At 65.0% G+C, this 21,352-nt stretch carries 17 protein-coding genes; 12 read left to right on the forward strand and 5 right to left on the reverse strand.

Annotated elements, in window-relative coordinates; genetic code table 11:
* Positions 1-12: 12 nt before the first annotated feature.
* On the reverse strand, positions 13-738 hold the full coding sequence (locus P6U24_RS10875; RefSeq protein WP_407159120.1) for a GntR family transcriptional regulator: 726 nt from the start codon (positions 736-738) through the stop codon (positions 13-15).
* 630 nt (positions 739-1,368) lie between these two features.
* On the opposite strand from P6U24_RS10875, the gene P6U24_RS10880 reads away from it, so the two are divergent.
* From P6U24_RS10880 to hemC, 6 genes are all read left to right on the forward strand, one after another.
* Positions 1,369-2,322: an ABC transporter ATP-binding protein gene (locus tag P6U24_RS10880; protein ID WP_407159121.1), complete on the forward strand. Its 954-nt coding sequence runs from the start codon at positions 1,369-1,371 to the stop codon at positions 2,320-2,322.
* Entirely contained in the window at positions 2,315-5,251 is a 2,937-nt protein-coding gene (locus P6U24_RS10885) for a Gldg family protein (RefSeq protein WP_407159122.1), read from the forward strand. The genes P6U24_RS10880 and P6U24_RS10885 overlap by 8 nt, the downstream gene beginning before the upstream one ends.
* Entirely contained in the window at positions 5,248-6,321 is a 1,074-nt protein-coding gene (locus P6U24_RS10890) for a DUF4340 domain-containing protein (RefSeq protein ID WP_407159123.1), read from the forward strand. The genes P6U24_RS10885 and P6U24_RS10890 overlap by 4 nt, the downstream gene beginning before the upstream one ends.
* Before the next feature lie 98 nt (positions 6,322-6,419).
* On the forward strand, positions 6,420-7,604 hold the full coding sequence (locus P6U24_RS10895; RefSeq protein ID WP_407159124.1) for an acetate/propionate family kinase: 1,185 nt from the start codon (positions 6,420-6,422) through the stop codon (positions 7,602-7,604).
* Positions 7,605-7,742: 138 nt separating this feature from the next.
* The gene (locus tag P6U24_RS10900; protein WP_407160423.1) at positions 7,743-9,371 is read left to right on the forward strand and encodes a GMC family oxidoreductase; all 1,629 of its coding nucleotides are present in this window, start codon (positions 7,743-7,745) and stop codon (positions 9,369-9,371) included.
* Positions 9,372-9,427: 56 nt separating this feature from the next.
* Positions 9,428-10,369 carry a hydroxymethylbilane synthase gene (hemC, locus tag P6U24_RS10905; RefSeq protein WP_407160424.1) on the forward strand — a complete coding sequence of 314 codons (942 nt, stop codon included), beginning with the start codon at positions 9,428-9,430 and terminating at the stop codon, positions 10,367-10,369.
* A 3-nt stretch (positions 10,370-10,372) separates the two neighbouring features.
* On the opposite strand, the gene hemE is transcribed toward hemC, so the two are convergent.
* The gene (gene hemE / locus P6U24_RS10910; RefSeq protein ID WP_407160425.1) at positions 10,373-11,404 is read right to left on the reverse strand and encodes a uroporphyrinogen decarboxylase; all 1,032 of its coding nucleotides are present in this window, start codon (positions 11,402-11,404) and stop codon (positions 10,373-10,375) included.
* 217 nt (positions 11,405-11,621) lie between these two features.
* Here hemE and P6U24_RS10915 point away from each other — a divergent pair, with 217 nt between their 5' ends.
* Entirely contained in the window at positions 11,622-11,873 is a 252-nt protein-coding gene (locus P6U24_RS10915) for a hypothetical protein (RefSeq protein WP_407159125.1), read from the forward strand.
* Between the two features lie 115 nt (positions 11,874-11,988).
* Here P6U24_RS10915 and P6U24_RS10920 read toward each other — a convergent pair whose 3' ends face one another.
* Entirely contained in the window at positions 11,989-12,207 is a 219-nt protein-coding gene (locus P6U24_RS10920) for a SlyX family protein (RefSeq protein WP_407159126.1), read from the reverse strand.
* On the reverse strand, positions 12,200-12,964 hold the full coding sequence (locus P6U24_RS10925; RefSeq protein WP_407159127.1) for a rhodanese-related sulfurtransferase: 765 nt from the start codon (positions 12,962-12,964) through the stop codon (positions 12,200-12,202). The genes P6U24_RS10920 and P6U24_RS10925 overlap by 8 nt, the downstream gene beginning before the upstream one ends.
* Before the next feature lie 131 nt (positions 12,965-13,095).
* Between P6U24_RS10925 and ggt the strand changes: the two genes are divergently transcribed.
* Entirely contained in the window at positions 13,096-14,682 is a 1,587-nt protein-coding gene (gene ggt, locus P6U24_RS10930) for a gamma-glutamyltransferase (protein ID WP_407159128.1), read from the forward strand.
* Between the two features lie 822 nt (positions 14,683-15,504).
* On the opposite strand, the gene P6U24_RS10935 is transcribed toward ggt, so the two are convergent.
* Complete coding sequence (locus tag P6U24_RS10935) at positions 15,505-16,209, reverse strand: TetR/AcrR family transcriptional regulator (protein ID WP_407159129.1); 705 nt, start codon at positions 16,207-16,209, stop codon at positions 15,505-15,507.
* A 175-nt stretch (positions 16,210-16,384) separates the two neighbouring features.
* Between P6U24_RS10935 and P6U24_RS10940 the strand changes: the two genes are divergently transcribed.
* The 4 genes from P6U24_RS10940 (at position 16,385) to P6U24_RS10955 (ending at position 21,303) form a co-directional block, all read left to right on the forward strand.
* A complete protein-coding gene (locus tag P6U24_RS10940) occupies positions 16,385-17,221 on the forward strand; it encodes an oxidoreductase (RefSeq protein ID WP_407159130.1) in 837 nt (278 codons plus the stop codon).
* A 149-nt stretch (positions 17,222-17,370) separates the two neighbouring features.
* A complete protein-coding gene (locus P6U24_RS10945; RefSeq protein WP_407159131.1) occupies positions 17,371-17,988 on the forward strand; it encodes a (2Fe-2S)-binding protein in 618 nt (205 codons plus the stop codon).
* A gap of 4 nt (positions 17,989-17,992) precedes the next feature.
* Positions 17,993-19,009 carry an FAD binding domain-containing protein gene (locus tag P6U24_RS10950; protein ID WP_407159132.1) on the forward strand — a complete coding sequence of 339 codons (1,017 nt, stop codon included), beginning with the start codon at positions 17,993-17,995 and terminating at the stop codon, positions 19,007-19,009.
* Between the two features lie 2 nt (positions 19,010-19,011).
* A complete protein-coding gene (locus P6U24_RS10955) occupies positions 19,012-21,303 on the forward strand; it encodes a xanthine dehydrogenase family protein molybdopterin-binding subunit (RefSeq protein ID WP_407159133.1) in 2,292 nt (763 codons plus the stop codon).
* Positions 21,304-21,352: the final 49 nt, after the last annotated feature.

Below are 21,352 nucleotides of genomic sequence, written 5' to 3' on the forward strand. Positions count from 1 at the left end.
GACGGTGAAAGACTAGCGGATCACCTCCGGAATCTTGGGCGCCGCAAGCTGGACGAACTGCATGGTTGTCGCGAAGTGGCTGGAGAGCGCGGCCACGGCTGCATCCGCATCGCGCCGACGCACGGCGCAAACAATCGCGGCATGCTCGGCATCGACATCACGCGGCTGGCCCACCTCGCGCCGGATCGACAGCCGACGATAGCGCTCGCTCTGCTCATGCAGGACATCGCGAAAGCCGAGCAGCCATTGCGAGCCGCAGGCGCTGACGAGCGTCCGATGAAACACGCGGTGGCGGACGACCCAGAGCTCGTAATGGACGCTGGGATCGTCCGGATACCGATAGGGAACGGCCCGCAGCGCCTCCCAGGCCGTCTCGACGGACGACAGCCATGCCGAGTCGCCACGCTCGATCGAGCGTCGCAATGCGAGCCCCTCGATGTCGATCCGACTTTGCGTGACGTCGGCGAGATCCGCCAGCGAGACCGGGCTGACGCGGAAGCCGCGTTGATCCGAGGCCAGCACGAGGCCATCGGCGACCAGGCGCGACAGTGCCTCGCGCACCGCGGCGAGACTGACGGAAAACTGTTTGGCAAGGCCGGCGATGTGCAGCTTCTGCCCTGGCAGCAGGCGCGTCGCCAGGATGTCGGCGCGCAGCCGCTCCTGCACTGCCGATGTCAGGCTTCTCGGCCGCTCCGTGTCGGCCCCGAAACTTAGATCCACGTCGCCTACACTGCTCATGCGCACACCATGGCAATCCGAATTTTGATCGTCAATCGAAAATCGATTTTTTGGGCAAATGCCTCTTGTACTTTGCTGCTTTGCAGCATGTCTCGCGCGTGGAGGTCTCCTTCGATGAGCATCCTTGGCGGACCAGCAGCGGACCAACGCAAGGGGAAGGCGGCAATCCGCGTCACCCCATCGCCAGCAATGAGCCGTCGGTCTCCGCGCGTGCTTCTACGATCGCCATTGCCGATCCGAGCCCATCTTCAATGATCGTCCTTCGTGCTCACACGCAATTGAGCGCATGTGAAGAGTTGGAGAGCGCGGTGACCATTGATACGCGGGCCGCGCTTTGATTACAGATCAGCCACTACAAGGTCGTCAGTAGTCTCGCCGGACCAACCGGCGGAGCTTTTGTAGCGCAGGCTTATCCCGCAATGTGCTCTTCGACTGGATGATCATGAGAGGTTCGCTGAGCCGAGCGTAGACCGGCAGCACCTTCGGCACGCCATTCATCTCCCCGCATCACGATGATCAAGACCGAATCGATCCGTTCGACGCGTCGCGGGTTGCCGATGCCCCGAATGCTTTGCGCGCAAGAGCCCGAAGAGGCTGCCAACGAGATAAAGTTCACGAGGACCGCCGACCATGATCTCCGCACAGAATCTGACTCGTCAATACGGGTCCTTCATCGCCGTCGATGACGTCAGCTTTCGTGTCGGAGATGGCGAGATCGTCGGGCTGCTCGGCCATAACGGCGCCGGCAAGACCACCATCATGAAAATGCTGACCGGCTATCTGGAGCCGACCTCCGGGACGGCCTCGATCAATGGCTACGATATCGGCGAGCAGCGGCGCCAGGCGCAGGCGCTGATCGGCTACCTGCCCGAGAACTGCCCGCTTTATCCGGAGATGACGGTCGTCGAGTTTCTTGACTATGCTGCGGAGCTGAAGGGGATTCCTCCGAGCGAGCGGCCGCAGGCGCTGCGCGATGCCATCGCGGCAACGGACCTGGGTGAGAAGGCCACGGCTCCCATCGCGAGCCTGTCGCGCGGTTATCGTCAGCGCACCGGCGTCGCGCAGGCCATTCTGCACAAGCCCAAGATCGTGATCCTGGACGAGCCCACCAACGGGCTCGATCCCGCGCAGATTGCGCAGATGCGCGGCCTCATCAAGACACTCGCTGAGACAGCGACCGTCATTCTCTCCACTCACATTCTTCAGGAGGTGCGTGCGGTCTGCGAACGAGTGCTCGTCATCAACCGCGGCAAATTGGCGCTCGATGCCAGGATGGATGAGCTGGGCGGCGCCGCCCGGCTGCGGCTCGTCACCAGCGGGCCGCCCGAGACAGTGGAGCCGCTGATCGCCGGACTCGGGCTGGTGAAGCGCGTGGATCGCCTGGCCGATCAGGGCGCCGCGCATGCCTATGCGCTCGGGCTCAACGGGCATGGCCCGGACATCGTCGCGCCGGCCGTGGCGCGCGCGATCACGGCAGGCGGTCTCGACCTCTACGCGCTGCATCCCGAACAGCGCGATCTCGAAGCCCTTTTCGCCGAGATCACAGCGGTCGGCGCAGCTCACGAAGAGGCCCACAATGCGTAATTTGCTTCGTATCGCCCGCAAGGAGCTGGCCGCCTTCTTCGCCTCGCCGGCTGCCTTCATCTTCATGGCCGCGTTCCTCGCGATCACCTTGTTCCTGTTCTTCTGGGTCGATCGCTTCTTCGCCCGCAACATCGCCGATGTCCGGCCGCTGTTCGAGTGGATGCCGGTGTTGATGATCTTCTTCGTCTCCGCCGTGACCATGCGGATGTGGAGCGAGGAGCGGCGGGCGGGAACGCTGGAGTTCCTGCTGACGACGCCGGTGGCGCCGTTGCAGCTGGTGCTCGGCAAATTCCTGGCCTGCCTCGCCTTGGTTGCTATCGCGCTGGCGCTGACCCTCCCGCTCCCGCTCACGGTGTCGCTGATCGGCCAGCTCGATTGGGGCCCGGTCCTGGGCGGATATCTCGCGGCGCTGGCGCTCGCGTCGGCCTACATCTCGATCGGCCTGTTCGTCAGTGCTCGCACTGACAACCAGGTGATCAGCCTGATCGTGTCGACCCTGATCTGCGGCGTGTTCTATCTGCTCGGCTCTAGCACGCTGACGTCGCTCTTGGGCAATGAGGGGGGCGAGCTGCTGCGGCTGCTCGGCGCGGGCTCGCGCTTCGAATCGATCGCGCGCGGCGTCATCGATCTGCGCGACCTTTATTACTATCTCAGCATCTTCGGCGTGTTCCTGGTGCTCAACCTCTATGTGCTGGAGAGCGTGCGCTGGTCCGCGCAGGGACGGGCGCCGCAGCACCGGCGCTGGCGCCTGATCGCCGGGCTCACGATCGCCAATCTGATCGCCGTCAATCTATGGCTCGGTCAGCTTACGCAAGCGCGTGCCGATCTCACGTCAGGTCATATCTACTCGATCTCGGACGAGACGCGCTCCTATCTGCGCCAGCTGCAGGAGCCACTTCTGATCCGCGGCTATTTCAGCGCCCAGACCCATCCGCTGCTGGCACCGCTGGTGCCGCGCCTGCGCGATCTCCTGAAGGAATATGAGATCGCCGGGCAGGGCAAGGTGCGGGTCGAGTTCGTCGATCCCCAGCAGAACCCCGCGCTCGAAGCCGAGGCCAACAAGCAATACGGTATCCAGCCGGTGCCGTTCCAGACCTCGAGCAAATACCAGGCCTCGGTGACGAACTCCTATTTCAACATTCTCGTCAAATATGGTGACGAATACAGCGCGCTCGGCTTTCGTGATCTGATCGAGGTCAAGGAGCGTGGCGAGGGTGAAGGCAATCTCAATGTCAATCTGCGCGACCCGGAATACACGATCACGCGCGCCATCAAGAAGGTGCTGAGTGGCTATCGCGGCTCCGGTGACGTGCTGGCCGACCTGCCGCAGCCCGTGATGCTGCAGGCCTATATTTCGGCGGAGAAGCTGCCGGATCCGCTGCCCGCGCTGAAAAGCGGGCTCGAGGAGCTGATCAAGGACTACCAGGCCAAGGCGCCGGGCAAGCTGAATGCCGAGATCGTTGATCCCGACGCGGACGGCGGCAAGACCGCGAAGATGCTGCAGGATGATTACGGCTTGGAGCCGCTGTCCGCCGGCCTGCTCAGTCCGCGGCGCTTCTGGTTCCATTTGATCCTGAAGAGCGGTGACAAGACCGAGCAGATTCCGCTGCCCGACTCGCTCGATAAGGACGGCCTCAAACGCAACATCGACGCCGAGCTGAAGCGCTTCACACCCGGCGCTCTGCGCACCGTGGCGCTCTACACGCCGCCGCGTCAGCAGGGCATGCCGCAGCTCGGCATTCCCGGCGGTGGCGGTCCTTCCTTCGATCTTCTCAAGCAGAAGCTCGAGGAAAACGCCTCGGTCGACGCAACGGATCTCAGGGACGGCCGGGTACCGGAAAATGCGGACATATTGTTTGTCGCTTCGCCGCAACAGCTTGAGGAGAAGCAGGTGTTCGCGATCGATCAGTTCCTAATGAAGGGGGGCACGGTCATCATGGCGACCTCGCCCTATCAGCCGAGCCTGCGTGGCGAGCTCAACGTCGCAACGATGCCGTCCGGGCTGGAGCAATGGCTGGAGTTCCAGGGCCTGCATGTCGATGACAGCCTGGTGCTCGACCGGCAGAACGCGCCGTTTCCGATTCCGGCCGAGCGTGACGTCGGCGGCGGCATCAAGGTGCGCCAGATCCAGCTGATGGATTACCCGTTCTTCGCCGATATCCGCCGCGACGGGCTGGCGCAGGGCGCGGCACCTACGGCGGGCACGCAGCAGCTCACATTGTCCTGGGCCTCGCCGCTCTCGATCGCGCCCGACAAGAACAGCAAGCGCAAGGTGGTGCGGCTGATCGAGAGTTCGCCGCATTCATGGGCCGCCAAGACGACGAACGTCGTGCCGGACTTCGAGGCCCATCCAGACATCGGCTTCCCCGCCGGCAGCAAGGAGGGGCGGCAGCTGCTCGGCGCGATGATCGAAGGCGAGTTCACCTCGTTCTTCGCCGGCAAGCCGTCGCCACTTGCCAAAGATGCGCCGGCCAAGGACACGCCGGAGCAGAAGGCCACCGCAGATAATGGTTCGAAAGGCGCTGCGGCAGACAAGGATGCCAAGCCCAGCATCACTGGCGTGATCGGCCGTTCGCCCGAGAGCGGCCGGCTGATCCTGATCGGCTCCGGCACGTTCCTCTCGGACGAGGTGCTGGGTCTCGCCTCCAGCGTCGACCGCACGCAATATCTCGCGCCGGTCAACTTCGCCCAGAATCTGGTGGACTGGTCGCTGGAAGATCGCGGGCTGCTGGCGCTGCGCAATCGCGGCGGACAGTTCTCGCGCACGCTGGCCCCGATGAAGAGCGGCAGCCAGATGTTCTGGGAATATCTCAACTACGCGCTGGCGCTGCTGGGGCTGGGCATCGTCTTCATCGTGCGTCGCTCGCTGCGGCTCGGCGCCCGCAAAAGATATCTCACCATGCTCGGCACAGAGGGAGCCACGACATGAGGCGGCCGATCGTTCTCGTTCTGACAGCCCTGTTGGGCGCCCAGCTTGCGCTCGCGCTGGCCGTCGCGTTCACCCGTTCGGACCATGCCGCCTTCGATGCCAAGGAGCCGCTGCTCGCATTCCAGCCCGCAAAGATCGACCAGATCGCGATCGATGACGATGCCGGCAAGGCGATCGAGCTGCGGAAGCAGGACGGCAAATGGGTCATCCCATCCTCCGCGGGCTTTCCGGCGGATCAGGCCAGGGTGGAGAGTTTCCTGAACAAGCTGGCGGCGCTGAAGAAGGGCTGGCCCGTTGCGGAGACATCGGCGGCCGCTGAGCGCTTCAAGGTGACGGAGAAGACTCACGATCGCCGCGTGGTGCTGAGCAGTGGCGGCAGCAAGGTCGGCGAGCTGCTGATCGGCACTTCGCCATCCTATCGCCAGGTTCATGTCCGTGCCGGCGATGCGGCCGGCATCTACACCGTGGAGCTTGCGGCCTATGATGCCGGCTCTGGCGCCGACACATGGATGAATCGCGATCTGCTCGATACGCCACGCGACAAGATCGCCAGCATCACGCTCGGCGACATTACGGTCGAGGGCAAGGACGGCAAGTTCACGCTCGCCGGCCTGACCAAGGATGAGAAGCCGCTTGCCGACAAGATCGACGCGCTGGCCAGCGCCATCGCGCATCCGCTGTTCGATACCGTGCAGGGCAAAGGCAAGGAGGCCCTCGCGCAAGCCGACAATCCGGATGTCGAGGCGGTGGTGAAGCGGACGGACGGAAGCACTGTTACCTATCGTTACAAGAAGGATCCCGGCGGCGGCGCCTATCTGTTTGCCAGCTCGGCGCAGGACTATTTGTTCCGCGTCGCCGAGGCGGAGGTCGCGCCGATCGTCCAGGCCAAGCCGACGGCACTGATCGAAGCGCCGAAGCCGGCGCCGGAGGCGAAGCCGGAAGCGGCACCTCAGACCCACGGAGATCAGGCGCCGGAGACCAAGGCCGAGCCGCACGTGGCGCCCGACGAACCCAAGAACGGCGCCCAGGCGTCGCATGGCGCGGATTCCTCGAAAGGACCTGGTGGATGAGACGCAAGCGGCCAGGCATGGGCTTGCGACAATCGCGATAGACTTTCGATGATCCCTGGCTGACATTGGCCCCGGGGGCATTGATCGCGGATCGCGGAATGGTTCAGCATATCCTCACGCTCAATGCCGGCTCGTCCTCGATCAAGTTCGCGCTGTTCGAGCATGGTGCCGAACCGGTCGAGCGCCTGCGCGGCGAGGTCGATGGACTCGGAACGCATGCGCCTCATCTCCAGGCCAAGCAGGGCAACCAGGCGATCGCCGACGAGCGGCTCGATCCAGCAAAGGCGGCCGACCACGAGACCGCGCTCGATGCGGTGCTGGAGCTTCTGCGGAAGAGTATCGGGCACGCCGCGGTTGAAGCCGTCGGCCACCGTGTCGTCCATGGCGGCACCGATTTCACGCAGCCGATCGCGCTCGATGCGGCGAGCTTCGACAAGCTGGAGAAGCTGACGCCGCTGGCGCCGCTCCACCAGCCGCACAATCTCGCCGGCATTCGTGCCGCGCAACGCGCCTTTCCCGATGCGCTGCAGGTCGCCTGCTTCGATACCGCCTTCCACCGTGTGCATCCCTGGGTCAACGACACCTATGCGCTGCCACGCCAGTTCTATGATCAAGGCATTCGCCGCTACGGCTTTCACGGCCTGTCCTATGAGTACGTTGCCAGCCGGCTGAAGCAGATCGCACCATCGATTGAGCGGGCGGTGATCATGCACCTCGGCAACGGCGCCTCGATGTGCGCGATCCAGGGCGGCCGCAGCGTCGGCTCGACGATGGGGTTCACCGCGCTTGATGGCCTGCCGATGGGCACCCGCTGCGGCGAGCTCGACCCTGGCGTGGTGCTCTATTTGCTGCAGGAGAAGCGCATGAGCGCGGAGGAGATCACCGATCTGCTCTACAAGCGCTCCGGGCTGAAGGGGCTGTCCGGCCTGTCGCAAGATATGCGCGAGCTGGAGGCCGCCGGCACGCCGGAGGCGGCGCAGGCCATCGATTATTTCGCGTTCCGCATCCGCCGCGAGCTCGGCGCGATGGCGGCGATCCTCTCGGGTTTCGACGCCGTCGTGTTCTGCGGCGGCATCGGCGAGAACGCCTGGCGCGTGCGCGCGCGCGTATGCCACGGTTTCGAGTGGCTCGGCATCGAGCTGGATGACGCCCGCAACCAGGCCGGCGAGACCGTGATCTCGACCGATCGGTCACGCGCGCGGGTCTTCGTCATCAGGACTGACGAGGAGACCATGATCGCGCGACACGCCGCGCGACTCCTTGCGCAGCCGCGATCGCCGTAAAACGCCGAGCGCGGCTTGGAATGCGCCTCGTGACACCGCGCGCGTCTGCCCCTGTAGCCGCGCCGAATTGCCGCTTGCATGACCGGCCTTTATGGTATCTGCAGGCATAAGAAGAAACGAGCGGTTCCGGGGGAAATGATGGTTGGCAATGGCGCAGCGTCGCCGGAGGCGGATTTGGAATTCGACTATATCGTCGTCGGCGCGGGCTCCGCCGGCTGCGTGTTGGCGAGTCGCTTAAGCGAAAGCGGCCGGCACTCGGTGCTGCTGCTCGAGGCCGGCCCGAAGGATCGCCACATCTGGATCCACATCCCGCTTGGCTACGGCAAGCTGTTCAAGGAAAAGACCGTCAACTGGATGTATCAGACCGAGCCGGAGCCCGGCCTCGACGGCCGCTCCGTGTTCCAGCCGCGCGGCAAGGTGCTCGGCGGCTCCTCTTCGATCAACGGCCTGCTCTATGTGCGCGGCCAGCACGAGGATTACGACCGCTGGCGCCAGCGCGGCAATGTCGGCTGGGGCTATGAGGATGTGCTGCCCTATTTCAAGAAGGCGGAGAATCAGCAGCGCGGCGCCAACGAGTATCACGGCGCCGGCGGTCCGCTCTCGGTTTCGGACTGGCGCCACGATGACCCGCTTTCGGAAGCCTTCGTGAAGGCCGCGGTCGAGACCGGCATTCCCTACAACCCGGATTTCAACGGTGCCACGCAGGAGGGCGCCGGCTTCTTCCAGACCACGACGCGCCGCGGCCGTCGCGCCTCGAGTGCGTTCTCCTATCTGCGTCCGGCCAAGGGCCGCGGCAATCTGTGCATCGAGACCGATGCGCTGGCGCAGCGCCTTGTCTTCGAGGGCCGGCGGGCAAGGGCGGTCGAATTCCGTCAGCGCGGAGCCGTGCGCACCGCGCGGGCACGCCGGGAGATTCTGGTCTCCGGCGGCGCCTACAACTCGCCGCAGCTGCTGCAGCTCTCCGGCGTGGGACCTGCGGAGCTTCTGAAGCAACACGGTATTGACGTCGTATTGGATGCGCCCGGCGTCGGCAATGATCTGCAGGATCATCTGCAGGTGCGGATCGTCACGCGCTGCAGCCAGCGCATCACGCTCAATGACATCATCAACCATCCGCTGCGCCGGGTGGCGGCCGGTGCACGCTACGCCGCGTTCCGCAAGGGGCCGCTGACCATTGCGGCTGGCACCTCCGGCGCCTTCTTCAAGACCGATCCGCGGCTTGCCACGCCGGACATCCAGATCCATTTCATCCCGTTCTCGACCGACAAAATGGGAGAGCAGCTACATACCTTTTCCGGCTTCTCGGCCTCGGTCTGCCAGCTGCGGCCCGAGAGCCGCGGCTCGCTGCGGATCAGGAGCGCCGATCCGGCCGCGCCGCCGGAAATCCGCATCAACTATCTGGCCACCGAGACCGACCGCCGCGCCAACATCGATGGTCTCAGGATCTTGCGGAAAATCCTGGCGGCGCCGGCGCTGAAGCCGTATGTGGTCGACGAAGTCTATCCGGGCGCGAAGCTGGTGAGCGACGAGGACCTCTTGGCGTTCTGCCGCCAGACCGGCAGCACCGTCTATCATCCGACCTCGACCTGCCGGATGGGCCATGATGCGCTGGCGGTGGTCGACGAGCGGCTGCGCGTGCACGGCATCGAAGGCCTGCGCGTGGTCGACGCCTCGATCATGCCGGACCTCGTGTCGGGCAACACCAATGCGCCGGTCATTATGATCGCGGAGAAGGCGTCCGACATGATCCTGCAGGACGCAAGCTGATTTGAGGAGTTTTGCTGTTGGCCCACCATTTCCGGATCGGCACGCGCAAGAGCACCATGGCCCTGGTGCAGACCGAGGAGATCGCCCGCCGCCTGACGGCCGCGATCCCTACGCTCGAGGTGGAGATCGTCAAGTTCGAGACCACCGGTGATGCCGATCAGACCAGCAAGCTCCTGACCCATGGCGGCAAGGGCGGCGCTTTCGTCGCCGAGATCCGCCGCGCCATGCGCGAGGGCAAGCTGCATGCGGCGATGCATTCGCTGAAGGACATGCCGGGCAATGAGGAGACGCCGGGCCTCGTCGTCGCTGCGCTGCTGTCGCGCGATCCGCCCGGCGACGTGCTGGTGTTGCGGCCGGGGCTGTCGCTGGACGAATTTCGCAAGGACGGGGGCAGGGGCTTCAAGATCGGCACCAATGCGGTACGCCGCGCCGCCTATGCGCGGCGGCTGTTTCCGAATGTGGAGATCATCCATTTCCGAGGCGCGGCCGACACCCGCATCCGCAAGCTCGACAAGGGCGAGTTGCAGCGACTCCCGAACGGCGGCACGGTCGGCCCTGCGGACGCGCTGATCATGGCGCGCTCGGGGCTGGAGCGCGTCGGGCTGATCGAGCGCGCGGCGTACGAGTTTCCGGTTGCCGACATGCTGCCTGCGGTGGGCCAGGGCATCGTCGCCGTGGAGTGCGTGGCGTCCGACTGGGAGACGCGGCGCATTCTGGCCTCGATCGACGATGCGGCGGCGCGCGCCTGCGCCGATGCCGAGCGCGAGGTGCTGTGGGTGCTGAACGGCCATTGCAACTCGCCGATCGCGGGCTTCGCGGCGATCGACGGCAACGCGATGACGCTGACGGCATCCGTGCTCGACGAGGCAGGGGGGCGCTTCATCGAGGCCCAGCACTCCGGTCCCGCCGATCGGCCGCGCGAACTCGGTCGCGCGGTCGGGCTCGACCTCTTGGCAAAGGGCGCGGCTGAGCTGATCGAGAGCAGCCGGCCGCGCTAGCCTCTAGCCCTTGTGCGCCCGCACCCGCGCGATCATCTGCTCGACATGCGCGATCGGCGTCTCCGGCTGAATGCCGTGGCCGAGATTGAAGATCAGCCGGCCTGACGCGTAGTTGACCAGCACGTCGTCGACCGCCTGGTCGAGCGCCGTGCCGCCGGCGATCAGCGCCAGCGGATCGAGATTTCCTTGCACCGCGACCTTGCTCTGCACGCGCTCGCGGATCAGCGCAGGCGCAGCGGTCCAGTCGATGCTGACGGCATCGACACCGGTCGCGGCGACATAGTCCGGCAGCAGCGCGCCGGCGCCGCGGGGAAAGCCGATGATCTTCGCGTCCGGCCGCGCTTGGCGCACGCCATCGACGATGCGCCGGGTCGGCTCGATCGACCAGCGCGCGAATTCGCGCGGCGACAGCACGCCGGCCCAGGTGTCGAAGATCTGCAGCGCATCGGCGCCGGCCTCGAGCTGCCTGATGAGATATGCGATCGAGGTATCGACCAGCGCATCGATGATGGTGGCGAAGGCGTCCGGATGCCGATAGGCCAGCAGCCGCGCCGGGGCCTGGTCGGGCGTGCCTTGCCCAGCGACCATATAGGTCGCAACCGTCCAAGGCGCGCCGCAGAAGCCGATCAGCGCGGTCGTCTGCGGCAGCGCTGTCCGCACGCGGCTGAGCGCCTCATAGACCGGCTCGAGCCTGGTGAAGTCAGCCTCGCGCGTGAGCGTGGCGATCTTGTCGGGCGTGTCCAGCGGGTCGAGCCGCGGGCCCTCGCCGGCCTCGAAGCGGACGCCACGGCCGAGCGCGTAGGGCACGACCAGGATGTCGGAGAAGATGATCGCAGCATCAAAGCCGAAGCGTCGGATCGGCTGCAAAGTCACCTCCGCAGCGAGCTCCGGCGCGAAGCAGAGATCGAGGAAGCTGCCCGCGCGGCTGCGTACGTCCCGATATTCCGGCAGATAACGGCCGGCCTGCCGCATCATCCAGAGCGGCGGCACCGCCTGTCGCCGGCCAGCGAGCACGTCGATGAAAGGCTTGTTGATCACAGGCTGGGCCAAGCGAGACACTCCGCTACGGGAACGATACGCCGTTCCTGATACATGGCGGGGTCCGTCCGGCCAAGGCATATCCGGTGACAATGCTGACGTGCTGCCGTGATCGGCTCGGAGCGCCACTGAACGGTACCGGACGCCAGCCCCGGAACAACCCGGGGAACGCGCCTTCGGGGGCCGCGTTATCTCCGCTCAAGGGAGATTGATCATGGCTGAGAAATTCAATCCCGCGCCGCACGACAAGCATGCCGAGGATCCGCGCGAGGCATCGCGCCTCGACCATGAGACCAAGGCAAAGCTCGACACCGGATTGATGGATACCTTCCCCGCATCCGACCCGGTCAGCGTGGCGCAGCCGACGAGTCGTCCGCGCGCCAGCAATGTCGAGGAGCTTCGCCAACCGCGCCGCGTGGATGAGCCGTCGCTATGGGAGAAGGTGCGCTCCGTTTTTACACGATGATTGTCATAGGTCCCGACGGTCGGCTGCAGTTCTGCCGCGCAGTTGCGTCTCGTATCGGGCATACGAGAATGTGCTCGCGGCCGCTGCAGCGAACATGTGACGGGTGCGCCGCTCCTCAATAATGCGGTGGCGGCTCATCGACAGGGGCTGGCGGGCCGGCGGGCTGCGCCTCTTCCAGCCGCTCGTACAACAGGGCGATCTGCCGCTTCAACGCGTCGATCTCGCGCCACTGCGCTGTGATGGTCTGGTTCAAGACCTCGATCGTGTCGTCCTGATACATGACGCGCGCTTCCAGCGCGTCCATCCGCTCGCTCAACTCCTTGCCGTCACTCATCGCCAGCGACCTCCGTACCGGCTCTTTCCGAACGCTCGCGCAAGCCATGGCCGAGCGCAACGCGCTCGTCGAACAAGAAGCACTCGCCGCGCCAGCGGCTCTCGCGCTGCGGAATCTGCTCGAGATATTTGAGGATGCCGCCCTTGAGGTGGTAGACCTCGGCAAAGCCCTGCGCGAGCAGATGTGCGCTCGCCTTCTCGCAGCGGATGCCGCCGGTGCAGAACATCGCGATCCGCTTGTGCGTTCCGGGATCGAGCTCGCGTGCCGCGAACTCGTTGAACTGGCCGAAGCTTGCGATGCCGGGATCGCGTGCGCCCTCGAAGGTCCCCATCGCGACCTCGAATGCGTTGCGCGTGTCCAGCAGCAGCACGTCGTCCAAGGCTATCAACGCGTTCCAGTCGGTTGGGTCGACATAGATGCCGACCTGTCGGGACGGGTCGGCCGTGGGATCGCCGAGCGTCACGATCTCCTTCTTGAGCCGGACCTTGAGCCGGCCGAACGGCATCTGCGCGGCCGCGGAATATTTCAATTCGAGATTGTCGAGCCGGCCGCCGAACAACGCGCCGCGCCGGAATTCCTCGATCAGCGCGTCGATGCCCTCGGCAGGACCTGCCAGCGTGCCGTTGACGCCTTCATGCGCGAGCAGCACGCTGCCTTTCAACCCGAGCCGGGTGCAAAGCGCATGCAGTGGGGCGCGGAGGGTCCGGAAATCCGGCAGCGCGACGAATTGATAGAAAGCGGCGACCTTGAGAGCCATGCGGCCGTTTACCAGCAGATCTGCCAGCAGAAAAGCTGGTATCCCAGCCATTGCCGAGCCGGGAAAGAATGTGTCATGAAACCGCCAACCGCGGGCCTTCTGACCCCAAAATCACGACAAAGCGAGCAAGAATGAGAAGCTTCCACTTCCCCGGCCGGTCCACGGTCCACGCCCAGAACGCCATGGTGGCGACCTCGCACCCGCAGGCTGCGCTCGCCGCGGTCGAGGTGATGCGCGCCGGCGGCACCGCGGTGGACGCGGCCGTTGCGGCCTGCGCGCTGCTCGGTGTGATCGAGCCGCAATCGACCGGCATCGGCGGCGACTGTTTCGCGCTGGTGCAGCCCAAGGGTGAGGGCAAGATCGTCGCCTATAACGGCTCGGGCCGCGCGCCTGCCGCGGCCAATGTGGAGTGGTATCTGGAGCGGAAGATCCACTCGGTGCCGCTGACCTCCGCGCATGCGGTCTCGGTGCCAGGCGCGGTCGACGCCTGGGAGCGGATCCTGCGCGATCACGGCCGGCTCGGTCTCGATCGACTGCTGCAGCCGGCGATCCGGGCGGCGGAGGAGGGCTATGTGGTGGCCTCGCGCATCGCCTTCGACTGGAAGAACCAGTTCGAGAAGCTGAAGGGTGGCACCAACACCGAACGCTATCTGCTGCCGGGCGGCAAGCCGCCGGTCGCCGGCGACGTGATCCGCCAGCCGGAGCTGGCGCAGACCCTGCGTGCCATCGCCAAGGACGGCCCGGCTGCATTTTATCGCGGCCCGGTCGCGGAAGACATGGTCGAGACGCTGCGCGGCATCGGCGGCCTGCACACGCTGGAGGATTTCGCTGATCATACGACCGAGGTGACGAGCCCGATCGGCACCATGTACAAGGACCTCGACGTCTGGCAATGCCCGCCGAACGGCCCGGGCCTGACCATGCTGGTGATGCTCAACATCCTCGAACGCTTCGACCTGAAGAAGTTTGCGCCGGTGTCGGTCGAGCGCTTCCATCTCGAGGCCGAGGCAGCGCGCATCGCCTACATGATCCGCGAACAGCATGTCGCCGATCCCGCCCACATGACGATCGACGTGGCGAGCATTCTGGCGAAAGAATTTGCGGACGAGTACATCAACAAGATCAGCATGGACCGCGTGCTTGACTTGCCGAACGTCGCGCCGCCGATGAACCCTGACACGGTCTACATCACGGTGATCGACCGCGACCGCAACGTCTGCTCCTTCATCAATTCGATCGCGCATTCCTTCGGCTCGGCGATCGTCTCGAACAGAACCGGCGTGCTGCTGCAGAACCGCGCCGGCGGCTTCCGCATCCAGCCGGGCCATCCGAACTGCATCGGCCCGAGCAAACGGCCGCTGCACACCATCATCCCGGCGCTGGTCACCAGGAATGGCCGCGCGCAGATGTCCTACGGCGTGATGGGCGGCCAGTATCAGCCGACCGGCCAGACCCATGTGCTGACCAACATGCTCGACTATGGCTGCGACGTGCAGGAGGCGATCGATATGCCGCGCGGCCTGCATTACGAGGGCGTCTATCAGCTCGAGGATGGCGTGCCTGCCGCGGTGGTCGAAGGGCTGCAAAAGATCGGCCACAAGACAACCAAGCTTGTGGCGCCGCTCGGCGGCGGCCAGGCCATCTGGATCGATTGGGACAAGGGCACGCTGACCGGTGGCTCCGACCCGCGCAAGGACGGCTGCGCGCTGGGGTATTGATAGGAGCGTCGTCATTGCCGATATACCGATGTCGTCGCCCGGCTTGACCGGGCGACCCAGTAGTCAGAGACGGTTGTGATCAACCGAGAAATCTCGGCGTACTGGATCGCCGGCCTTCGTGGGCGATGACGATGAATGTGCGGGGGCATCGCCGCCGTTTCCCATAGGACACGCTCACCACAAGACAGGCTTCCACGTTCTCGCGGCGCGTTGCGTCCGAGCTATTTGGTGTATGTCGCTCTCCGAAAGACAGAGGGCGCAGGGAAGGCCGGATGTTTGACCAACACCCATGGCCCGCCTGCAACAAAGAAAGCAGGCGGCAGTTACCACAGGTATGGCCGCAACACCGACCTTCCCTGCGCAACGGTTTTACGGCTTATACGTGATCTCCCCAGGGACCGGCTTTCTTGCCCCTGTCGCTCGCGCGCTCATCAAAGCAGCGCGAGCTTGACCTCAGCACCGGGAGGCCAGGACCACACGATTTCGCCGTCCGCATCCCTGCCGTTCGTCCAACGGCACCGATGCGTCCATCGCAACCCGCCTCTACGTATCGTGACGACGCGTACGCCCCTGTTCGATGAGGCGGGATGCGCATAGACAATCATGATTTCGGCAAAAACGAAACAAGAATATTTTTGCAGAGAGGCCAGCCAAAGGCGTTCTCATTGAAAGCGCTTGCAAACTTCGTTTTTCGGCGCGAGCGCTTTTTGCGGCAACGAGCGCTTTTTGCGGCAAAAAGGCCCCGCGACGCGAGCTTTGAAGTGAAAATCGTACAAGTGATTTGCCCGACGGTGCAGGGCAACGTCCGAGCCTATCGCGATGCTATCGGATCCGAGGAGGGGGGCGTCCAGATGCCTTCTGCTGCTCACGGGATTTAGCGCCGCCCTTCACCGGCGACACGGTTGGATTGGATCTCGGGCCGGTCGGTGACGTCTGGACGGTCGCCGGAAGCCGGATGATCCGCTTGAGAAGATGCGCGCGACGTTTGTCGTCCGCAAAGGCCAGCAGCAGCGTGGACGCACCAGCTTCGAAGGCGCGGGGCAGTTGGTCATCGGAGAGTTCGCCGGCGATCCAGAACGACACACAGCCCCGGAACAAGAAGGCGAGCTGCTGCGGCAGGATTGCCTCTGCACGCGCGCGTGTCTCGCCGTCGATCCCGGTGAAGTCACCCAGCGCCAACGACCAGATCGCTTCCGATTGCGGACGTACCGAACTCGGAGCAGGGCCCGCCAACCCCAACGAGCCGACGACGGCCTTGTTGACGTCGGGTTGTTCAAGCAATGCCGCGACTGCGATGCGCCCCATCGCGAGAACACGGTCGATGGCATCGCCACGCGGCACATCTTCGCGAAAGCGTCTCGCCATCCGTTCGATCAGGCGCGAGGACAGCGCCTGCATGATCGCGATCTTGCTGCCGAAATGATTGAAGGGCGTGGCGAACCCGACGCCGGCTTCCGACGCCAGCTCGCGCATGGAGAATTCCGCCGTTGCGCTTTTGCGCAGCAACCGTTCGGCGGCATCGAGCACGAGGTCGCGCGCCTGCAGCCTGTTCCGTTCTCTCAGCGGCGGCGGCTCATCTGCCATTTTCCGACTCCTTGACACTCAGGATTTATATCATGATATAGAATTAATATCGCGATATAAATAGCCTTCTGCAAAAAGGCAGCGATGTCGACCAACGCGGCGTCGAAAGGAGAAATTGATGAGTGTCCCTAAAACCTTCTTCATCACCGGCGTGAGTTCCGGTCTCGGTCGTGCGTTTGCTGAAGGCGCGCTGGAGGCCGGCCACCGGGTGATCGGCACGGTGCGCAGCCCGGCCGCGATAGACGAATTTGCGAGCCTTGTGCCGGACCGCGCCTTTGCCGCCGTCCTCGACGTCACCGATTTCGATCACATCCCGGACGTGGTTGCTGCGGCTGAGCGTGCCGCCGGGCCGATCGATGTCCTGGTCAACAACGCCGGCTATGGACATGAGGGCATTCTGGAGGAGACATCGCTGGATCAGATTAGGCGGCAATTCGATGCCAATGTGTTCGGCGCGGTCGCGCTGATCAAGGCGGTGTTGCCCGGCATGCGGGAGCGGCGCTCGGGCCATATCGTCAACGTGACCTCGATGGGCGGCTTCATCACCATGCCCGGCATCGCCGCCTATTGCGGCAGCAAGTTTGCGCTGGAGGGAATCTCGGAGGCGCTGGGCAAGGAGGTGAAGCATCTCGGTATCCATGTGACGGCGCTCGCGCCCGGCCAGTTTCGCACCGAGTGGGCGGGACGTTCGATGGTGCGGACGGAGCGCAGCATCGGCGACTATGATGAGGTGATGAATCCGATCCGCGCCGCGCGACAGGCGAAAAGCGGAAATCAGCCGGGAGATCCGGCCAAGGCCGCGCAGGCCCTGCTGATGCTCGTCGAAGCCGAGCAGCCGCCGACCAGGCTCTATCTCGGCGCCGACGCGCTTCACCTCGTCGCGGCCAAGCTGGAAGCCATGCGGGCGGAGATGGCTGCCTGGGATGACGTCTCGCGTTCGACCGATTTCGCTTAAACCAGCCGTGAACAAGGCAGCGCCGTTGTTCCAACGGATGACGGGGCGCCGCTTACAATCAACGGAACAACGCCTAGCCGGAGGTGTTAGCCGACAACGGAAGCGGGGCAGACGTGCACCGCTTTCCATCGAAACGGCGGAGGCCGTGCATGTCGGACAAGATCAATTCTCCTCGACCCGGATTCGATCGCCGCGCGTTCCTGACGGGCGCCGCGGGAACCGCGGTCGCCATCCCACTCACGGCGCGTGCCGCGAATGAGCCCTCGCAGGCCGCGGTGGCGCAGGATCCGGCAGCGCCGGTGCAGGTCACGCTGCGCATCAATGGCGAGAGCCGGACGCTGGCGCTCGATGCCCGCACCACCGTGCTCGATGCCTTGCGAGAACATGCGGGTCTCACCGGGTCCAAGAAAGGTTGCGACCATGGTCAGTGCGGCGCCTGCACCGTGCTGCTCGATGGCCAGCGCGTCCTCTCGTGTCTGACGCTGGCGTTGGCCGCCGAAGGGCGCGAGATCACCACGATCGAAGGCCTCGCCGCGGGCGGCAAGCTGCATCCGATGCAGCAGGCTTTCATCGATCAGGACGCCTTCCAGTGCGGCTATTGCACGCCGGGCCAGATCATGTCGGCGATTGCCTGCGTGCACGAAGGGCATGCCGACAGCGACGACAACATCCGCGAATACATGAGTGGCAATATCTGTCGCTGCGCCGCCTATCCGAACATCGTCGCCGCGGTGAAGCAGGCCGCACCCGAAATCCTGAAAGGATAGTCGCATGCGCAGCTTCAGCTATCAGCGGGCATCCGACCCGCAGGCCGCGCTCCAGGCGCTGGCCCTCGCCGCCGCCGCGACCACGCCACTGACCGAGGCCTCCACCCAGCCGCTTGCCGGCGGGACGACGCTGATCGACCTGATGAAGCTCGACGTGATGCGTCCGGAGCGGCTGGTCGACATCAATCCGCTCGCCGCGAACTGGTCGCAGGTCGATCTGGATGGCGGCAATCTCAAGCTCGGCGCGCTCGCGCATATGTCGCAAGTCGCCGGGCATGCCGAGGTGCAACAGCACTATCCCGTGATCGCAGACAGCCTCAAGCTTGCGGCGAGCCCGCAGCTCCGCAACATGGCCACCCTCGGCGGCAACGTGCTGCAGCGGACGCGATGCAGCTATTTCCGCGACGTCTCCTACGCCGAATGCAACAAGCGCAATCCGGGCTCGGGCTGTGCCGCGATGGACGGCTTCAACCGCATGCATGCGGTGCTCGGCACCTCCGATCAATGCATCGCCACCTATCCCGGCGATTTCGCCCAGGCGCTGATCGCGCTCGATGCAGCCATCGAGATCACCGGCAAGTCGGGGCCGCGCACCATGTCATTCGCGGAATTTCACAAGGCGCCGGGCGACACGCCGGCGATCGAAACCGTGCTCGCGCCCGGCGAGCTGATCTCCGGCTTCGCCATCAACGGCCGCTGGCCGCGCTCTGTGTATGTGAAAGTGCGCGACCGGCAGTCGTACGAATTCGCGCTGGCGTCCGCAGCCGTCGCGCTCGACCTGCAGGACGGCGTCATCAATGATGCGCGTGTCGCGCTGGGCGGCGTCGCCACCGTGCCGTGGCGGGCGCGCGAGGCCGAGGCGTTCCTGAAGGGACAGAAACTCGACGACACGCTGGCGCAGCACGCCGCTGACGCTGCGTTCGCGGATGCGCGCGGCCGCCAGCACAACGCCTTCAAGATCGCGCTCGGCCGGCGCGTCGTAGCGCACGCCTTGAAAAAGGCAGTAGCGATGGAGATCTGATCATGTCGACCGCCGCTCCCGAGCCGAAGGCCAATATGGGCCAGCCGATCCCGCGCTACGATGCCATCGCGAAGGTGACCGGCCGCGCCGAATACGCCGCCGACGTGCCGCTCGCAAATCCCGCCTATGCCTATCTGGTCACCAGCGCCATCGCCAGGGGCCGTGTCGACGGCTTCGATCTCGGCGAAGCCAGGCGCGTGCGCGGCGTGATCGACATTATCACTCACGAGAATGCCGAGAAGCTGAAGGACGCGAAGCTGTTTTCGAACGGCGGCTACATGTCGACCACCGTACAGCCGTTGAAATCGGCCGACATTGCCCATGACGGCCAGCTCATCGCCGTGGTGCTCGCCGAGAGCTATGAGGCGGCGCGCGAGGCCGCGCATCGCGTCAAGGTGAACTACACTGCCATGAAGCCGACCGCGAGCTTCGATTCCGAGGGCACCAGCGCAGCCGGCGCCAAGTGGCAACTCGCGCAATTCAAGGAAGATCCTGAAGTCGGTGATTTCGCCAAGGCGTTCGACAGCGCCGAGGTGAAAGTGTCGGCCGAGTACGAGACACCGACGCAGCACCACAATCCAATGGAGCTGTTCGCCACCAGCTGCGCCTGGAGCGGCGACCAGCTCACGATCTACGAGCCCAGCCAATATGTCTATGGCCTGAAGAACGGCGTCGCCGAACAGCTTGGCATCGACGCCGACAAGGTGCGCGTGATCAATGCCTATGTCGGCGGTGCCTTCGGGTCCAAGGGCTCGGTGACGCCGCGCACGGCGATCATCGCCGCGATCGCGCGGCGGCTGAACCGGCCGGTCAAGCTGGTAGCGACGCGCGACCAGGGCTTTACGATCGCAACTTATCGCGCCGAGACGCGGCATCAGGTCAAGCTCGGAGCCGGCCGCGACGGCAAATTGGTCGCGCTGCGCCATGACGGTCACGAGATCTCCTCGCGGCCGGACGCCTATGCGGTGGGCGGCACCAAGACCACGACGCGGCTCTACGCCTGCCCGAACGTCGCCAGCATGGTCTCGATTGTGCGGGCTGATCGCAACACGCCTGGCTTCATGCGCTCGCCGCCGGAGGTGCCATATCTGTTCGCGCTCGAGAGTGCGATGGACGAGCTCGCCGTCGAGCTCAACATGGACCCGATCGAGCTGCGCCGGATCAACGACACCACGACGGAGCCGATCAAGGGCAAGCCCTATACGTCGCGCTCGCTGATGGCCTGTTTCGACGAGGCGGGCAAAGCCTTCGAGTGGTCGAAGCGCAATCCTGCGCCACGCTCGATGAGCGATGGCGACTGGCTGATCGGCTATGGCTGCGCCACCACCTGCTATCCGACCCAGATGGCGCCGGCCGCGGCGCGGGTGCGGCTGCAGCGCGACGGCCGGGTGCGCGTTCAGATCGCCGGCCACGAGATCGGCAACGGCGCCTACACTGTCATCGCACAAGCCGCGGCCGAGCGGCTCAAAGTGCCGATCGAGAACGTCAGCGTCATGATCGGCGACAGCGACCTGCCGCCGGCGCCGGTGGCAGGCGGCTCCAACTCCACCGCCAGCACCTGCTCGGCCGTAATGAAGGTCTGCGACCAGGTGCGGCAGCGGCTGCTCAAGGCCGTCATGCCGGACGAGGGCGTGATCAACAAGGCCAAGGAGACGGTCGGCGTTGGCCGGACGCCGGTGACCGATGCGGCGCATAGCGATCAGCCGCTCGATCGCGAGAAGGCGTTCGACGCGCTCGGCGTCAGCGTGGTCGAGGAATATGGCGAGTGGAAACCAGACGGTGCGCCACTCGATTCCTTCCACGCGATGTATGCCGGTCATGCCCGGCTGATCGGCGGGCCCGAGCTTGGCGACAAGATCGCCTATGCGTTCGGCGCCGAATTCGTCGAGGTGCGCATCCACCGCATCACCCGCGAGATCCGCGTGCCGCGCCTGGTCGGCGCCTTCGCCTGCGGCCACATCATAAACCCGCGCACCGCGCGCAGCCAACTGATGGGCGGGCTGATCTGGGGCATGTCCTCGGCGCTTCTGGAGGCGACTGAGATCGACCCGCGCAACGCACGCTATGTCAATGACAATCTCGCCGACTATCTGGTGCCGGTGAATGCCGATGTGCCGAGCGTCGAGGTGATCCTGCTGTCGGAGCAGGACGACCATGTCAATCCGGCCGGCGTGAAGGGGCTCGGGGAACTCGGCAATGTCGGCACCAATGCCGCCGTCTGCAACGCCATCTTCCATGCCACCGGCCAGCGTATCCGCAAGTTGCCTGTCCGCCTGGAAAACCTCGAGATCTGAGCGCAGGCATCTCCGACTGGAAAGACGGACCGCCTTGCGCTAAACAGCG

It is taken from the genome of Bradyrhizobium sp. STM 3557, assembly GCF_045571465.1.
GTDB lineage: Bacteria > Pseudomonadota > Alphaproteobacteria > Rhizobiales > Xanthobacteraceae > Bradyrhizobium.

Excerpts from the sequence above, each read along its gene's own strand:
- P6U24_RS10940 (WP_407159130.1), top strand. The coding sequence starts at position 16,385 with ATGAGTGTCCCTAAAACCTTCTTCATCACCGGCGTGAGTTCCGGTCTC.
- P6U24_RS10885 (WP_407159122.1), top strand. The coding sequence starts at position 2,315 with ATGCGTAATTTGCTTCGTATCGCCCGCAAGGAGCTGGCCGCCTTCTTC.
- P6U24_RS10955 (WP_407159133.1), top strand. The coding sequence starts at position 19,012 with ATGTCGACCGCCGCTCCCGAGCCGAAGGCCAATATGGGCCAGCCGATC.
- P6U24_RS10890 (WP_407159123.1), top strand. The coding sequence starts at position 5,248 with ATGAGGCGGCCGATCGTTCTCGTTCTGACAGCCCTGTTGGGCGCCCAG.
- P6U24_RS10900 (WP_407160423.1), top strand. The coding sequence starts at position 7,743 with ATGGTTGGCAATGGCGCAGCGTCGCCGGAGGCGGATTTGGAATTCGAC.
- P6U24_RS10925 (WP_407159127.1), bottom strand. The coding sequence starts at position 12,964 with ATGGCTCTCAAGGTCGCCGCTTTCTATCAATTCGTCGCGCTGCCGGAT.
- P6U24_RS10920 (WP_407159126.1), bottom strand. The coding sequence starts at position 12,207 with ATGAGTGACGGCAAGGAGTTGAGCGAGCGGATGGACGCGCTGGAAGCG.
- ggt (WP_407159128.1), top strand. The coding sequence starts at position 13,096 with ATGAGAAGCTTCCACTTCCCCGGCCGGTCCACGGTCCACGCCCAGAAC.
- P6U24_RS10945 (WP_407159131.1), top strand. The coding sequence starts at position 17,371 with ATGTCGGACAAGATCAATTCTCCTCGACCCGGATTCGATCGCCGCGCG.
- P6U24_RS10915 (WP_407159125.1), top strand. The coding sequence starts at position 11,622 with ATGGCTGAGAAATTCAATCCCGCGCCGCACGACAAGCATGCCGAGGAT.
- P6U24_RS10880 (WP_407159121.1), top strand. The coding sequence starts at position 1,369 with ATGATCTCCGCACAGAATCTGACTCGTCAATACGGGTCCTTCATCGCC.
- hemC (WP_407160424.1), top strand. The coding sequence starts at position 9,428 with ATGGCCCTGGTGCAGACCGAGGAGATCGCCCGCCGCCTGACGGCCGCG.
- P6U24_RS10950 (WP_407159132.1), top strand. The coding sequence starts at position 17,993 with ATGCGCAGCTTCAGCTATCAGCGGGCATCCGACCCGCAGGCCGCGCTC.
- P6U24_RS10875 (WP_407159120.1), bottom strand. The coding sequence starts at position 738 with ATGAGCAGTGTAGGCGACGTGGATCTAAGTTTCGGGGCCGACACGGAG.
- P6U24_RS10895 (WP_407159124.1), top strand. The coding sequence starts at position 6,420 with ATGGTTCAGCATATCCTCACGCTCAATGCCGGCTCGTCCTCGATCAAG.